At 44.8% G+C, this 14,728-nt stretch carries 13 protein-coding genes; 8 read left to right on the top strand and 5 right to left on the bottom strand.

Features of this window, described 5'->3' with window-relative positions:
- The first annotated feature begins 5 nt into the window (after nt 1–5).
- The 3 genes from vopD (at nt 6) to R7M92_RS15065 (ending at nt 2,960) form a co-directional block, all read left to right on the top strand.
- On the top strand, nt 6–1,010 hold the full coding sequence (gene vopD, locus R7M92_RS15075; RefSeq protein ID WP_005377262.1) for a type III secretion system translocon subunit VopD: 1,005 nt from the start codon (nt 6–8) through the stop codon (nt 1,008–1,010).
- A 353-nt stretch (nt 1,011–1,363) separates the two neighbouring features.
- The gene (locus R7M92_RS15070) at nt 1,364–1,729 is read left to right on the top strand and encodes a hypothetical protein (RefSeq protein ID WP_017821699.1); all 366 of its coding nucleotides are present in this window, start codon (nt 1,364–1,366) and stop codon (nt 1,727–1,729) included.
- Between the two features lie 259 nt (nt 1,730–1,988).
- Nucleotides 1,989–2,960: a TAXI family TRAP transporter solute-binding subunit gene (locus R7M92_RS15065; protein ID WP_262653942.1), complete on the top strand. Its 972-nt coding sequence runs from the start codon at nt 1,989–1,991 to the stop codon at nt 2,958–2,960.
- A 294-nt stretch (nt 2,961–3,254) separates the two neighbouring features.
- Here R7M92_RS15065 and R7M92_RS15060 read toward each other — a convergent pair whose 3' ends face one another.
- From R7M92_RS15060 to R7M92_RS15040, 5 genes are all read right to left on the bottom strand, one after another.
- Nucleotides 3,255–4,025 carry a sulfite exporter TauE/SafE family protein gene (locus R7M92_RS15060; protein ID WP_047102688.1) on the bottom strand — a complete coding sequence of 257 codons (771 nt, stop codon included), beginning with the start codon at nt 4,023–4,025 and terminating at the stop codon, nt 3,255–3,257.
- Between the two features lie 81 nt (nt 4,026–4,106).
- A complete protein-coding gene (locus R7M92_RS15055; protein ID WP_054728525.1) occupies nt 4,107–4,622 on the bottom strand; it encodes an adenylate kinase in 516 nt (171 codons plus the stop codon).
- 279 nt (nt 4,623–4,901) lie between these two features.
- The gene (locus R7M92_RS15050; RefSeq protein WP_005388177.1) at nt 4,902–6,428 is read right to left on the bottom strand and encodes a tripartite tricarboxylate transporter permease; all 1,527 of its coding nucleotides are present in this window, start codon (nt 6,426–6,428) and stop codon (nt 4,902–4,904) included.
- A gap of 19 nt (nt 6,429–6,447) precedes the next feature.
- The gene (locus R7M92_RS15045; protein WP_005388179.1) at nt 6,448–6,942 is read right to left on the bottom strand and encodes a tripartite tricarboxylate transporter TctB family protein; all 495 of its coding nucleotides are present in this window, start codon (nt 6,940–6,942) and stop codon (nt 6,448–6,450) included.
- Nucleotides 6,943–7,179: 237 nt separating this feature from the next.
- Nucleotides 7,180–8,151 (bottom strand): tripartite tricarboxylate transporter substrate binding protein, encoded by a 972-nt coding sequence (locus R7M92_RS15040; protein ID WP_005388181.1) that lies wholly within the window; start codon nt 8,149–8,151, stop codon nt 7,180–7,182.
- Between the two features lie 265 nt (nt 8,152–8,416).
- Here R7M92_RS15040 and R7M92_RS15035 point away from each other — a divergent pair, with 265 nt between their 5' ends.
- From R7M92_RS15035 to acnD, 5 genes are all read left to right on the top strand, one after another.
- Entirely contained in the window at nt 8,417–8,815 is a 399-nt protein-coding gene (locus R7M92_RS15035; protein ID WP_017633774.1) for a GFA family protein, read from the top strand.
- Nucleotides 8,816–9,079: 264 nt separating this feature from the next.
- Complete coding sequence (locus tag R7M92_RS15030) at nt 9,080–9,793, top strand: GntR family transcriptional regulator (RefSeq protein ID WP_005377279.1); 714 nt, start codon at nt 9,080–9,082, stop codon at nt 9,791–9,793.
- 12 nt (nt 9,794–9,805) lie between these two features.
- Nucleotides 9,806–10,702, top strand: coding sequence for a methylisocitrate lyase (prpB, locus tag R7M92_RS15025; protein WP_318133746.1), 897 nt, complete (start codon nt 9,806–9,808; stop codon nt 10,700–10,702).
- Nucleotides 10,703–10,834: 132 nt separating this feature from the next.
- Nucleotides 10,835–11,977 (top strand): 2-methylcitrate synthase, encoded by a 1,143-nt coding sequence (prpC, locus tag R7M92_RS15020; protein WP_005377283.1) that lies wholly within the window; start codon nt 10,835–10,837, stop codon nt 11,975–11,977.
- Between the two features lie 156 nt (nt 11,978–12,133).
- The gene (gene acnD / locus R7M92_RS15015) at nt 12,134–14,725 is read left to right on the top strand and encodes a Fe/S-dependent 2-methylisocitrate dehydratase AcnD (RefSeq protein ID WP_318133745.1); all 2,592 of its coding nucleotides are present in this window, start codon (nt 12,134–12,136) and stop codon (nt 14,723–14,725) included.
- The last annotated feature ends 3 nt before the right edge of the window (nt 14,726–14,728 follow it).

Raw genomic sequence — 14,728 nt, 5'->3', positions numbered from 1 at the left:
TTATTATGCTAGATAAAGTAGGCGGAACGGGTCGTGGTGAACTATACGGTTTAGGCGATACCATTAAAACCAACAAAGCAGAAAAAGCGCCGGAAACAAAGCTTGAAGCGGGCGCCGTTAAAAGCCAAAGTGAGTCAGGTGTTTCTGGTGCAGCACGCTACCAGTTAGAGACACCTAAAGCTCCTACAGTGAGTAATCAAGCTCAAGTTGTTGCAAACTTAATGAGTGCTCTTGCGCCGACGGTGAGCTCATTAATGAGCACAACGATGAAAGCACTTAACGGTGAGGAGGTGATCAAGTCACCATCAGATGCGGTATCACAATCGTTGACGCTATTAACATTGTTGTATCAAGTATCAAAGCTGAGCCGTGAGCAGCAAGTGCTACAACGTGAAATTGCTGTTGAAGCAAACGTCGCGAGTTTAGAAAGCCAAGCGGCAGAACTCAACAACTCGGCAAGCGCAATGATCGCGATGGCAGTCGTTTCGGGTGTACTAGCGGGTGCTACCGCAATTATTGGTGCCCTTGGTTCTTTCAAAGCAGGGAAAGAAATCAAGAATGAAATGGCGAGCAATAATGTACTGAAAACGCAAAAAGCTGGCTTCGATCAAGCAGAAGAGTTATTAAATAACAATAGCTTGTCTAAAACTCAGCAAGATCAGGTTAAGCGTGCGCACTCACTAGCGAAAGACAATATCGCAGACACGACAGCGCAGCTGACAAGTGGTGGTCGTAAGTTCGATAAGTTGATGAGCTCAAACCAAGCGAAGAACGCTATTCTTCAAGCTTTGGGCCAGATGGCAAACTCAGCATCGAATGTAGAGCAAACCAAAGCGCAAGCGCGCAGCAAAGATGATGAAGTACAAGCGACTCGCGCACAAGCAGCCAAACAGAAAGCCGATGAAAACATTGGTTTCCAAGAAGGCTTATTGAAAGAGCTACGTGACTTGTTCCGATCTATCTCAGATAGCCAGAATCAAGCGTGGCGAGCATCAGTCCCAACGGTGTAACCATCTGTTTCACTAACTACAAAGCGTTGTTTATACAACGCTTTTTTTATTTCAGCTATCTAAACTAGATACGGATATTTACTGGGTGATTTGTTTGTAAAGCAATATAACGTAGTGAGTTACATTGCATAAAAGTTACTGTTTTTGTTGAACTCAGCTCAAAGCTAACAACTTCATAGTAGCCTTGTTGCGTAAAATTAAGTTAAAGTGCCATTATTATTCACAAAAAGTGTGTTTAAGAATTTTTTGTAGTGAAGGGTGTAATTAGATACTCAATAACAAAATATGGTAGTTCGACTGGTGAGTATTTGGGAACAGAATTATATAAAACTCAACTTAATAAGTAGTCGAAGATGGAAGATATCAGTTTAGCATCAGATTTAGTGATTTATCTGACTACGGTTGGAATTTTAGGTATATTTGCTTGGTTTTTGTTTGTTATTTATTTGAAATCCAAGTGGTTGAAGTATCTTGAAGATGCTCTTGATAATGGAGTTCGATACTACACTCTGAATATATTCTTATCAGGTCACGGAGTACTACAATATGGAACTGTTTTTCTGAGCACTTTTCATGCGAAACGATACAAAATGTTAGAGAAGAGGGATAAGGTTCCAATTCATATTCAACGATTGTTTGTTCTCTCATTCGTATTATTTATTTCAAGTACATCATGTCTTCTGGCTGGAGTTATAACTCATCATATTTATATAGAATAAAGGTTATTTAACAAGATTATAGTAATTTGACCTGAGTATTTCTATTTAATAGATAATTTAGAATGGACATATCAGTCTAAAGATTTAATTTTCTAGACTATACGGTTTACGCTTATATAGAGCCATTATATAACGGCAGAATATGCCAATAAAATGGTGATTACTAAGCTAACCGCCAAGGATGAGAACTCAAACGTTATCAAATTGTTAACGGTTGCTATACTTAAACGGTCATCAACACAAGTAAAAGGGATGTTCAATGTTTAAGTTTAAGCAAATCGCACTTGCGGCTTCTTTGGCTGCACTCACAACAGGCTTTTCTGCGTCTGCGGAGGAAACGTTTGTCACGATTGGTACCGGTGGCGTAACAGGGGTTTATTATCCGACTGGTGGCGCTATTTGTCGCTTGGTTAACAAATCGCGAGAAGAGCACGGTATCCGTTGTTCGGTAGAAAGTACTGGGGGATCGATTTATAACATCAACACTATTCGTGCTGGTGAATTGGACCTCGGTATCGCGCAATCAGACTGGCAGTATCATGCTTACAAAGGAACCAGTAAGTTTGAAGAAAGCGGGCCTTTTAAAGAGCTGCGCGCCGTATTCTCCGTTCATCCAGAACCGTTTACTGTCGTTGCACGTAAAGACGCGAACATCAAAACTTTTGATGATTTGAAAGGTAAGCGCGTTAACATTGGTAATCCTGGTTCTGGTCAGCGAGGTACTATGGAAGTGCTAATGAACCAGTATGGTTGGAGTAACGACGACTTTAAGCTTGTCTCTGAGTTAAAAGCAGCAGAGCAATCAAAAGCACTTTGTGATAACAAAATTGATGCGATGATTTATACCGTTGGTCACCCAAGTGGAGCGATTAAAGAAGCCACTACGTCGTGTGATAGTAATATCGTAACGGTAGCTGGACCTAATGTAAAAAAACTGGTTGCAGACAACAGCTTCTATCGTGTCGCAAATGTCCCGGGTGGTATGTATCGTGGCACAGATAGTGATGTTCAAACCTTTGGTGTGGGCGCGACGTTTGTTTCTTCTACTGCGGTACCAGAAGATGTGGTTTATAACGTGGTTAAAGCGGTATTTGAAAACTTCGATGATTTCCGCCGTCTCCACCCAGCATTTGCAAACTTGAAGAAAGAGGAAATGGTAAAAGACGGTTTATCTGCGCCTCTTCACCCAGGAGCGCTCAAATACTACAAAGAAGTAGGGCTGATTAAGTAAGCGTTACTTTCTCTTATTATTGATGTAAAACGCCATCTTTCTCGATCAATGCCACTCGTTTAACCGCGAGTGGCATATTTCTATTTCTCGTCATCCTGTACAGCGACGAAGGAGCGTGATACAGGATCTTCTATCCGAGCACTTTGTGATCAAAATTGTTTCATTAGCCGCTTAGTGTAGTGTTATTAGATTCCTAACCTCGCTGGAGTGACACAAAAAATCGTTAAGCTATCTGCATTAATCTTTCGCGCTAGCGTTTTTTGTAGGATTGTTATCCACTTGTACAAGTTTTGCTTAAACATAAACATCAATGAAAAAGTAGATAGTGATGAGAATAGAAGAAAGAGCAACAAACCCTTTAACATGATTGGGATTCAGTTGACGAGAGACACGAGCTGCAAGATACCCACCTACCAACGTACCGACCAAAACAACACTACCTGTGTGCCAGTCAATGGAGCCATTGGCAACAAAAATCACGATAGCAATGAGTGAAACACACGTAGATACGAGCAATTTCAAACCGTTCATTAAATTAATGTCTTGGTGGCCAGCTACTACCAGATAACTCAGAACAATAACCCCTAAACCTGCGTTGAAAAAACCACCGTAAGCAGAGACACCAACAAGTAGTAAACCCAACGCGATTGCTCCGAGTATGCCAGCATGTTTGTGCTCTTTCGCGACAGTTTTGATTAGCATTGTTAAACGAGAACCGGTGAGAAAAAGCACGGTGGCAAATAAGAGTAACCAAGGGATAGCTTCCATAAATAGCGATTCTGGCGTGTTGAGCAACAGATATGCTCCGACAGCGCCGCCGACTAAACTGAATGAGACTGTGAACAGCAGTTCATGCTTGTTCTTCATGATCTCTTCTCTGAACCCGACGGCTCCGCTAATGTAACCCGCACATGAAGCATACGTGTTTGTTGCGTTAGCCATAATAGGAGGAACACCAACTGCCAATAGAGCCGGAAAAGTAATAAAGCTTCCGCCTCCTGCTATGGAGTTAATGATCCCACCAATTACGCCAGCAATGAATAAAAGTGAGAGTTCTAAAAGCATAAACAATCCTTGTTATGTTCTTTTTCATTGTTAGAGCTTCAGATGATCTAACCTACATGCTCTAATGTTCTGATATGAGGTTTACTTTACCCGCTCTAAAACAAAATTGTTCAGTTCTGTAACGTTTTTGATGACATGAACGGCTTTACTTTGAGAGTACCCTTCGAGGCGATACATAAAGTCATCATTCCAGAATGCGGGGCATTGCTGAAGAACTTTGTAGCTTTGTAACGTTCCTTTCAGTACCGAACTACCATCAGGCCAACCTTCAGGTTTTATGAATAGTCCTTTAAGGAGACGTTTCGTCACAAACCAATAGCTTACGGAGTATGGTAGATCAATATAAATGAGAGTATCGGCTGCATCTAAACGAGCGTTGAAAGAGCTGATCGGTCCAAGGCCATCTATAATCCAACGATCTGAGCTTAGTATATTGCTATGGGCTTCATCAAAAACGTTACGCTCAACGGGATCACCGTTTGGCTTATAGACTATTGAATCTAATTGATGAAGAGGAAGACCGGTAGCAGACGCGATTGCTTTACTTACCGTCGATTTTCCACTGCCGGGTTTACCAAAAACTGCTATTTTTTGCATTGTGACCGCCTCCAAGAGAGCTTTTCCCATACGGTAGAGACAGAAAACCCACCGCTATGGGTGGGTTCGATAAATACTGAGCGCATCAAAAAATCCCACCATTCCTATGGAATAATGATAATTCGTTGGTTAAGTTGCGCTAAGTGTGTGTTCATACAATCACCTTCATATAACGACAGTGATTTGTCAATACCATCTGCACAATAAGCGAACGATTTGGAGGGCGGAAGATAAAGCCATCACGATGGATGGCTTTATCTAGGTTGAAAGAGACAGCGATTACTGCTCAACGCTGACTGGCTGTGCTTTAAACTTTTGAATCAGCTTTACGATTAGTGGACTTGCCAATACCAATACAGCTAAAACAGTAAAGGTAAGGGTAATAGGACGCTCCCATAGGAAACTCAGTTCTCCATCTGAAATCATTAATGCGCGGCGTAAGTTCTCTTCCATTAATCCTCCAAGGATGAAGCCCAGCAATAAAGGTGCGAGCGGGAAGTTAGCGAGCCGAAGTGCAATGGCAGCCATAGCCACAATCAGCATCACGAACACATCCATAGTGTTAAAAGAGACCAAATAAACCCCGGTGATTGAGAAGAATAAAATCATCGGTAGAAGCACCGTTCTCGGAACCGCCAAAAGCTTTGAAATGTACGGAATTAATGGTAAGTTCAGGATCACAAGTACGATGTTGCCGAAGTACATGGAAATGATCACTGACCAGAACACATCTGGGTGTTCAACAAATAGGCGAGGTCCAGGTTGAATACCATAAGCGATCAGCGCACCGAGCATTATTGCTGTTGTACCAGAGCCCGGAATACCAAGCGTTAATAGCGGTACAAATGAACCACTAGATGCTGCATTGTTCGCAGACTCTGGCGCAACCAAACCACGGATACTGCCTTTACCGAACTCATCCTTTTTCTCTTTAGGTGCGAGGTTGCGCTCCATACCATAGCTTAAAAAAGCAGCAATGGTTGCCCCTGCGCCAGGAAGAACGCCAGTGAAGAAACCTAATATTGAAGAGCGAATTGAAACAGGCGCAACATCTTTGATTTCTTCCTTGGTCACTTTCATTGAGCCAATGTTGCTCAGCTTTTCTTGTTCTTCATCGCTGGTGTCTTTTGATGGTTTAAGGATGCCCATCAGTGTCTCACCCAGTGCGAATGTCGCCATTGCAAGCAACAAGAAGCTAAAGCCATCCATTAAATCCGTTAAACCGAAGGTAAAGCGTTCAACGCCTACGCCTTTATCGATTCCAACTGTAGATAGCATCAAACCAAGAATGGTCATCATCCACGCTTTGATTACCTGACCTTTCCCCGCAAAAGCCGCGACTGCTGATAACCCAAGTAGCATCAACGCAAAATAGTCCGACGATTGGAAGCTAAGGGAGACGCTAGCCAATGCTGGTGCGGCAACAAGCAACATAATGGCAGATAGCGTACCGCCAGTGAAAGACGAATAAGCTGCCAAAGCTAATGCTTTACCTGCCTGGCCTTTTTGAGCCATTGGGTAGCCGTCGAATGCTGTGACCACGGTTGAAGAACAACCCGGCGCGTTAATTAAAATCGACGATGTAGAACCACCAAATACCGCACCGTAATAAACACCCGCCATTAAAATAAGGCCAGAGGAGGGCTCTAGGCCATAAGTAATTGGGATCATCAAAGCAATGGCTGAGATCGGCCCAAGTCCAGGTAACATGCCGATAAATGTACCGACGAAGCAACCAACGATCACCATCATAATGTTCATTGGCATTACTGCGGTGGATAAACCTTGTAGAATTCCATCTAACATAATTCAGTCCTTTCTTTGACTACCAGATGGTGAAAATCAAACCCGGTTCGAGATAGATGTCCAAACCTTGAGTGAGTAATAAGTAGAACGCGATCACGAATGGAAACGACGCGCCAAACAGAACGGGTTTACGTCTTTCCCCGAGCAGATAAAAGCCAGCCAATAAAAAGAAGCCAGTAGCTATCACAAAACCTAAGTAAGTCAGGCCCACTCCGTAGAGCGCCATTAAAATTAAAAAGGCAATCAGTAACTTCCAATTGAAGGTCAGCACTGCGCCACTTTGTTTATCTGGTTGTCCTGTCACCAGCAATAGCAAAGAAAGGCCGACACCAACGTAAGTCAGGATGGTTGGCAGAGTACGTGCGGTGAATGGTTCATACTCATCACCTGGAAACAATGGAATCTGCGAGGTTTGATAACCGTAGCAAAGACAGAAGAGTAGAAAGATCATTGCGCCGACGCGGTCACGACAGAGCAAGTACTCTTTGGTGAAAAAGTTGGTTGAACGAGGCATATTCAACTCCTAACAAAAGTAAAAAAGACCGCATATGGACGTCAATGAATAAACTAAACCATTAACAATTAAGCATTTCGCTGCTAGTCGAGCCGCTTTGGGTATATAAACAAAGGAGTGTGCATGCCGATTGTCGACAATGTCCATATGCGGTGAAACTTAGAGTGCAAATACATGGGGAAATACCAACCTATGTTATTCATTGAGGTTGGTATCTGAGGGACCCCAATTCGACTGTTACTTCAGGAAGCCTAACTCGCGCATTAAGTCACCCATCTGTTGCTCTTGATCTTCAAGAAACGCGAAGAATGCTTTATCCGCTTTATAGTTGTCGATCCAACCATTGCGGTCTCGAACGACTTGCCATTCGTCGGTGTTATACATTTTAGTAAATGCGGCATTCCATTCATCTAGCTTTTCTTGGCTTGTGCCTGGTGCTGCAAAGAATCCACGCCAGTTAGCAAAGACAGTTTCATTACCATATTCGGTGAGAGTTGGAATGTTAGGCGCAGCTTCTAAACGTTTTGGTGCTGTAATCGCTAACACTTTCACTTGCCCAGACTTAGACATTTCGAGTACTTCACCTAACCCTGTAGAGAGCAGTTGTGTTTCGCCTGAAAGTAGGGCAGCCATGGCTTTTCCACCTGCATCATAGGCAATGTAACGAACTTTGCGCGCATCAAAACCTTCACCTTTGAAAGCCGCGGCTATAACCAAATGATCCATAGAACCACGAGCAGAGCCACCAGCAACCTTCACTTTACGAGGGTTTTCTTTAAAAGCTTTAACGACATCTTCCCAAGAGCTGTAAGGAGAATCGGCTGATGTAACAATGGCGCCATAATCGGCAACCGTTGCGGCAACAGGAGTCAAGTCGCGGAAAGATTGTGGGAAGATCCCACTGAGCGAGCGAACGACGATCGGTGTTGAGTTCACCATGAGTGTATCTTCTTGACGATCAGCCGTTTCAATCAAATGTGCGATTGCTTTGCCACCGCCACCACCAGATAGGTTTTGAAATGATACGGTTTCAACGATGTCCGACTTTATTAATACATCACCAGTACCTCGGGCGGTCATGTCCCAACCGCCACCGGCACCTCCAGGGATAAGAAAGTGCATTTTTTCAATATCTGCAGCAAGAGCGTTGAATGAAAATGAAGCTGCGATGATTGAAGCGGCGAGCGTTGGTTTGAGTACCTTTAACATGTTCACGTTCCTTATGTTAGCGACTCTATTTAGTTGAGCCTTATTGTTTTTGCTCAGTTGTCATGCCTTGTAAGCGTTAAAGCTGAACTTGGTGTAAAGGTTAATTAAGTGTTAAATATCTGTCTGTAAAAGAGATATAAAGAGAATATTGAGCATTTCGGTTATTTTGTTCATAAAGTGCACGGCGAGAAGTTGGTGTTAGGTCACGCGGCTTTACGCTTTGGTAGGCCATAATAAAATGACGGAAATGAACGAGGAAAAGAGAATGAAAGGGACGTGTTTGTGCGGGGCAATTGAAGTCATCGCTGAGGTTAAAAATGAGGTTAGCCTGTGCCATTGCTCGATGTGTCGAAAATGGTCGAGTGGCGCACTTCATGCGGTGCATTGTGGGCCTAACGTGACGTTTAAAGGTGGCGAACCTAAACGTTATCAGTCGTCAGACTGGGGAGTGAGGGGGTTTTGCGGTGAGTGTGGCACAAACCTTTTCTACCATTTGTTGCCGACAGGTGAGTACATTCTTTCCGCTGGTTTGTTCGATAACCCAGATTTCAAACTCACTTTAGAGATTTTTACCGATGAAAAGCCAGCTTATTATGACCTCAATTCCGCTTCACAAAAGATGACTTCGCAACAAGTCTTTGATCAATTTGTACCTAAAGAATAGTTTTTTATCCGATTATTGTTCGACAGCTGAGCTTTTAGTTTTTAGATCATAAGCTTAAAGGTTTATAAGTTGTCGACAATATGAGTCCCCCATTCTTTATTCCTGCCAAAAACGGCACTTAATAGGCATTTTAGGCCCATTTAAATTACGACCTTAGTCTAAATTGTCGACAATTTACTTGATTGTCGACACTTTGATCGACTACTTTATATTCAGGTTAAGAAATTGTAGACATTTCGATGTCGGTAACAAGAGTATCTGAATATGAACTCTGAGTTGAAAGCTCGTTATAAAGTGCTGGGTTCTGAGAAAGAACACACCAAATCCGAAACGCTGACCGAAACACTCATTGAAGTCATTGTTAATGGCGACGTGAAGCCTGGCCATAAGATATCAGAGCCTGAGCTAGCAAAGAAATATCAAGTCAGTCGTGGGCCTTTGCGTGAAGCATTGATGCGCTTAGAGGGGCTAGGGCTCATCGAGCGAATTCCTCATGTTGGGGCCAGAGTGACCACTTTTTCTCCGGAAAAGCTGATAGAACTTTATGCCGTTCGAGAAGCATTGGAAGGCATGGCAGCAAGGTTAGCAGCGCGACACATTACGCAAGAAGAGCTCTTAAGCTTGGAAATGCTATTGTCGACACATTCCAAGCATATAGACCAAATGGAAGGCGCGTCTTACTTCCATCAACATGGTGACTTTGATTTTCACTATCGCATCATCCAAGCGAGCAGAAACAGTAAGTTAATATCTCTGCTGTGTGATGAACTCTATCACTTATTACGGATGTATCGTTACCAGTCGCCACGTGCGCAATCTCGCCCGAATGAGGCGCTCACCGAACACAAATTCATTTTGGAAGCCATTCGCAATCGCGATGAAGAGCTTGCAGAAATGTTGATGAGAAGACACATATCAGGAAGTCGAAAGCTCATCCAATCTCAAATTATACATACAGAAAGTTTAGACAAAGACTAGAAGGAATTCGTCATGAGCTTAACACCGGGAGCGAAATTCAGACTCGCCATTGAACAAAATAATCCACTACAAATTGTCGGCACTATAAACCCGTATTGCGCCATGATGGCAAAAAACTTGGGTCACCAAGCGATCTACTTGTCTGGTGGCGGTATCGCAAATGCGTCATACGGATTGCCGGATCTCGGTATCACAACATTAAACGACGTTTTGGTTGATGTTGACCGTATTACTAACGCATGTGATTTGCCTCTTTTGGTTGATATCGACACGGGTTTTGGCGGTGCATTTAACATTGCTCGCACGATCAAAGCGATGGAAAAAGCAGGCGCGGCAGCGGTGCACATGGAAGACCAAGTCACACAGAAACGTTGTGGTCATCGTCCGAACAAAGCAATAGTCAGCCAGCAAGAGATGGTTGATCGCGTAAAAGCCGCGGTTGACGCACGCAATGATGAAAGTTTCGTGGTTATGGCTCGTACAGACGCGCTAGCTGTTGAAGGCATGGACAGCGCAATCGAGCGTGCGATTGCGTGTGTGGAAGCTGGCGCAGACATGATCTTCCCAGAAGCGATGACCAAGCTGGATCAGTACCTTCAGTTCTCAAACGCACTTGAGCAAGCAACTGGAAAGCACGTTCCTATTCTGGCCAACATTACCGAGTTCGGCGCAACGCCACTGTACGGCTGCGATGAGCTTGCAAAAGCAAAAGTGGACATGGTGCTTTATCCATTAAGTGCGTTCCGTGCCATGAACAAAGCTGCTGAAACGGTCTACAAACATTTGCTAGAAGTGGGTAATCAGGAAGCACTGGTTGATTCGATGCAAACACGTAAAGAGTTGTATCAGCACCTGAATTACCACGACTACGAAGACAAACTTGACCAGTTATTCTCTGAAGGGAAATAGCGGGGGAAAAGCAAAAATAGACGGAAGCCCAAGAAAAAGATAATCGGAATTTATCTCATCTAATAACGTGAAATTCGTTTGGCTAAAAACACCCCAGAGAGGGAAAAGTCAGACAGAAAAGGAGTTCAAACAATGTCTCAAACTGCAGAAAAGAAAGCAGAATTAGGTGGCGCGGGCCTTCGTGGTCAAAGCGCAGGAAGCACAGCTTTATGTACTGTCGGAAAAACGGGAACTGGTTTAACTTATCGTGGATACGATATTACTGATCTTGCGAACAACGCACAGTTTGAAGAAGTGGCTCACCTTCTATTACGCGGTCACTTGCCGAATCAACAAGAACTTGATGCGTACAAGACACACCTACTCAGCCTTAGAGGTTTGCCAGCCGAGCTAAAACAAGCTTTAGAGTTAATTCCTGCAAGCGCACACCCAATGGACGTAATGCGCACGGGTTGTTCTGTATTGGGTAACCTAGAGCAGGAAATGAGCTTCGAGGAGCAACTGAAAGCAACCGAACGTATGCTAGCCTTGTTCCCTGCCATCATCTGTTACTGGTACCGCTTTAGTCATGATGGCGTGCGTATCAACACCGAGGATCAGACTGAAGATTGCATCGGTGGTTACTTCTTACGATTACTTACAGACAAAGCGCCATCTGCGCTGCACAAACAAGTGATGCATTGCTCGCTCATTCTTTATGCTGAACATGAGTTTAATGCTTCTACATTCGCAGCACGCGTTTGTGCATCAACGTTGTCAGACATCCATTCTTGTATCACGGCAGCAATCGGTACGCTTCGTGGGCCACTTCACGGTGGTGCGAACGAAGCGGCGATGGAAATGATTGAAGATTGGCAAACGCCCGACGAGGCGGAAGCGAACATCATGAAAATGCTAGCCAATAAAGACAAGATCATGGGCTTCGGTCACGCGATTTATCGTGAAAGTGACCCTCGCAACGCCTTAATAAAACGATGGTCCAAAGAGCTATCGAAACAAGTTGGTGATACTCATCTATATGCGGTTTCTGAGCGTGTTGAATCAGTGATGAAGCGAGAGAAAGGTCTGTTCTGTAATGCGGACTTCTTCCATGCATCGGCTTACCACTTCATGGACATTCCAACCAAACTATTTACCCCAATCTTTGTGATGAGTCGTTTAACGGGCTGGGCTGCACACGTTTATGAACAGCGTGCCAATAACCGTATTATTCGCCCAAGTGCCGATTATACGGGCCCAGATCATCAAGAATGGGTGCCTATCGAGAATCGCTAGCGCGAAGGTCAACGAGGGCATTATATGCTTTGGTTGACCACCTCCTTCCTTTGTCATTCTCTCTAACAGAGGAAGGAGATCCTCTCATCACTGTGTTTCTGGAGCAATGGAAAACCTTGATGAAGGCAAGATGTAAAGACTGAATGGAAGCAAACCATGAACACAAATATTAATACTCAATATCGTAAGCCGCTTCCGGGAACTCAACTGGATTATTTTGATGCACGCGAAGCCGTCAATGCCATTTCTCCTGGAGCCTATGAAACACTCCCTTATACCTCTCGCGTGCTAGCTGAGCAACTGGTCCGCCGCTGTGACCCGAACACATTGACAGATAGCCTGAAACAGTTAATTGAACGCAAACGCGATCTTGATTTTCCTTGGTATCCAGCACGCGTTGTTTGTCATGACATTCTTGGTCAGACCGCTCTAGTCGATTTAGCGGGTCTGCGCGATGCCATTTCAGATCAGGGCGGTGATCCTGCAAAAGTGAACCCAGTGGTTGAGACACAATTGATCGTTGACCACTCTTTAGCGGTTGAACATGCGGGCTTTGACCCTGATGCCTTCGACAAAAACCGCGCGATTGAAGAGCGCCGTAATGAAGACCGATTCCACTTTATTGAGTGGTGTAAAACAGCGTTTGAAAACGTCAGCGTGATTCCAGCTGGGAATGGCATCATGCACCAAATCAACTTGGAAAAAATGTCTCCTGTGGTACAAGCAAAGCAGGGCATTGCCTACCCAGACACCTGTGTGGGTACGGACAGTCACACGCCTCACGTAGACGCTCTTGGTGTTATTGCGATAGGTGTCGGTGGTCTGGAAGCAGAAACCGTCATGCTTGGCCGACCATCAATGATGCGTCTACCAGATATTGTCGGTGTCAAACTGACGGGTAAACGTCAACCGGGCATTACCGCAACGGATATTGTCCTTGCGATTACTGAGTTTCTGCGTAATGAGCGTGTGGTATCTTCATATCTTGAATTCTTCGGAGAAGGCGCACGTGATCTAACGATCGGAGACCGCGCAACGATTTCAAACATGACACCAGAATACGGCGCAACAGCTGGCATGTTTTATATTGATGAGCAGACCATCAATTACTTGAAACTAACTGGTCGAGATGAAGAACAAGTTGCTTTAGTAGAAAATTACGCAAAACAAACCGGTCTTTGGGCAGACGATCTTGATAGCGCCGTTTACGAGCGCGTACTTGAGTTCGATTTATCATCAGTTAGCCGTAACTTGGCTGGTCCGTCAAACCCTCATCGTCGTTTACCAACTTCTGAGTTGGCACAGCGCGGCATTTCTGGAGCGTGGGAAGAGAAAGAAGGCGAGTTGCCAGATGGTGCAGTGATCATCGCTGCTATTACCTCATGTACGAATACTAGTAACCCAAGAAACGTGGTTGCTGCTGGCCTTGTGGCGAAGAAAGCCAACGAACTTGGTCTTGTACGTAAACCTTGGGTGAAATCGTCTTTTGCTCCGGGTTCTAAAGTTGCACGCTTGTATCTGGAAGAAGCGGGCTTGTTACCAGAGCTAGAGAAGCTTGGCTTTGGCATTGTTGGTTACGCATGTACAACTTGTAACGGTATGAGTGGTGCGCTGGATCCAAAAATCCAACAAGAGATCATCGACCGTGATTTATATGCGACAGCGGTGCTTTCTGGTAACCGTAACTTTGATGGTCGAATCCATCCGTACGCCAAACAAGCTTTCTTGGCTTCACCACCATTGGTTGTCGCTTATGCGCTGGCCGGTACCATTCGTTTTGATATCGAGCGCGATGCGCTTGGCACGGACCAAAACGGCAAACCAATTTACTTAAATGATTTGTGGCCAAGCGATGAAGAGATCGATGCAGTTGTCGGTACTCATGTTAAACCTGAGCAGTTTAAGCAAGTTTACATTCAGATGTTTAAGCTGAATGATCAAGAGCAAAATCCCAACCCGCTGTACGACTGGCGTCCGATGAGTACCTATATCCGCCGACCACCGTACTGGGAAGGTGCGCTAGCGGGAGAAAGAACATTGTCTGGTATGCGTCCATTGGCGATTCTGGGCGACAACATCACCACTGATCACTTATCACCATCCAACGCGATTCTTGGAAGCAGCGCAGCAGGTGAATACTTAGCGAAAATGGGTGTGCCAGAAGAAGATTTCAACTCTTACGCGACTCACCGTGGTGACCACTTAACGGCGCAACGCGCGACCTTCGCTAATCCAAAGTTGTTCAATGAAATGGTGAAGGAAAACGGCGAAGTCGTGCAGGGATCTCTGGCGCGTGTAGAGCCAGAAGGGCAGGTGGTTCGTATGTGGGAAGCGATTGAAACCTACATGAATCGTAAACAACCATTGATCGTGGTGGCTGGCGCGGATTACGGTCAGGGGTCATCCCGTGACTGGGCAGCAAAAGGCGTTCGACTGGCAGGAGTAGAAGCCATTGTTGCTGAAGGCTTTGAGCGTATTCACCGTACTAACTTGGTTGGCATGGGCGTACTACCACTGCAATTTAAGTCGGGCGTTAACCGCAATACGCTAGAGCTGGATGGTACGGAACTTTACGACGTGGTTGGAGAAATCAAGCCAGGCGCTGATTTAGCGCTGGTTATCACACGCAGCAACGGCGATAAAGTCGATGTTCCGGTTACTTGTCGCTTAGATACCGCTGACGAAGTTCACGTGTACAACGCGGGCGGTGTTCTGCAGCGTTTCGCGCAAGATTTCTTGGCACAATAAGGA

The organism is Vibrio sp. Vb2880, assembly GCF_033337975.1.
GTDB lineage: Bacteria > Pseudomonadota > Gammaproteobacteria > Enterobacterales > Vibrionaceae > Vibrio > Vibrio alginolyticus.
This window is presented reverse-complemented; position numbering and strand designations above follow the sequence as displayed.

Bases quoted from the DNA above. Each gene is read 5' to 3' on its own strand.
- vopD (WP_005377262.1), top strand. From the start codon at position 6: ATGCTAGATAAAGTAGGCGGAACGGGTCGTGGTGAACTATACGGTTTA.
- R7M92_RS15070 (WP_017821699.1), top strand. From the start codon at position 1,364: ATGGAAGATATCAGTTTAGCATCAGATTTAGTGATTTATCTGACTACG.
- R7M92_RS15065 (WP_262653942.1), top strand. From the start codon at position 1,989: ATGTTTAAGTTTAAGCAAATCGCACTTGCGGCTTCTTTGGCTGCACTC.
- R7M92_RS15060 (WP_047102688.1), bottom strand. From the start codon at position 4,025: ATGCTTTTAGAACTCTCACTTTTATTCATTGCTGGCGTAATTGGTGGG.
- R7M92_RS15055 (WP_054728525.1), bottom strand. From the start codon at position 4,622: ATGCAAAAAATAGCAGTTTTTGGTAAACCCGGCAGTGGAAAATCGACG.
- R7M92_RS15050 (WP_005388177.1), bottom strand. From the start codon at position 6,428: ATGTTAGATGGAATTCTACAAGGTTTATCCACCGCAGTAATGCCAATG.
- R7M92_RS15045 (WP_005388179.1), bottom strand. From the start codon at position 6,942: ATGCCTCGTTCAACCAACTTTTTCACCAAAGAGTACTTGCTCTGTCGT.
- R7M92_RS15040 (WP_005388181.1), bottom strand. From the start codon at position 8,151: ATGTTAAAGGTACTCAAACCAACGCTCGCCGCTTCAATCATCGCAGCT.
- R7M92_RS15035 (WP_017633774.1), top strand. From the start codon at position 8,417: ATGAAAGGGACGTGTTTGTGCGGGGCAATTGAAGTCATCGCTGAGGTT.
- R7M92_RS15030 (WP_005377279.1), top strand. From the start codon at position 9,080: ATGAACTCTGAGTTGAAAGCTCGTTATAAAGTGCTGGGTTCTGAGAAA.
- prpB (WP_318133746.1), top strand. From the start codon at position 9,806: ATGAGCTTAACACCGGGAGCGAAATTCAGACTCGCCATTGAACAAAAT.
- prpC (WP_005377283.1), top strand. From the start codon at position 10,835: ATGTCTCAAACTGCAGAAAAGAAAGCAGAATTAGGTGGCGCGGGCCTT.
- acnD (WP_318133745.1), top strand. From the start codon at position 12,134: ATGAACACAAATATTAATACTCAATATCGTAAGCCGCTTCCGGGAACT.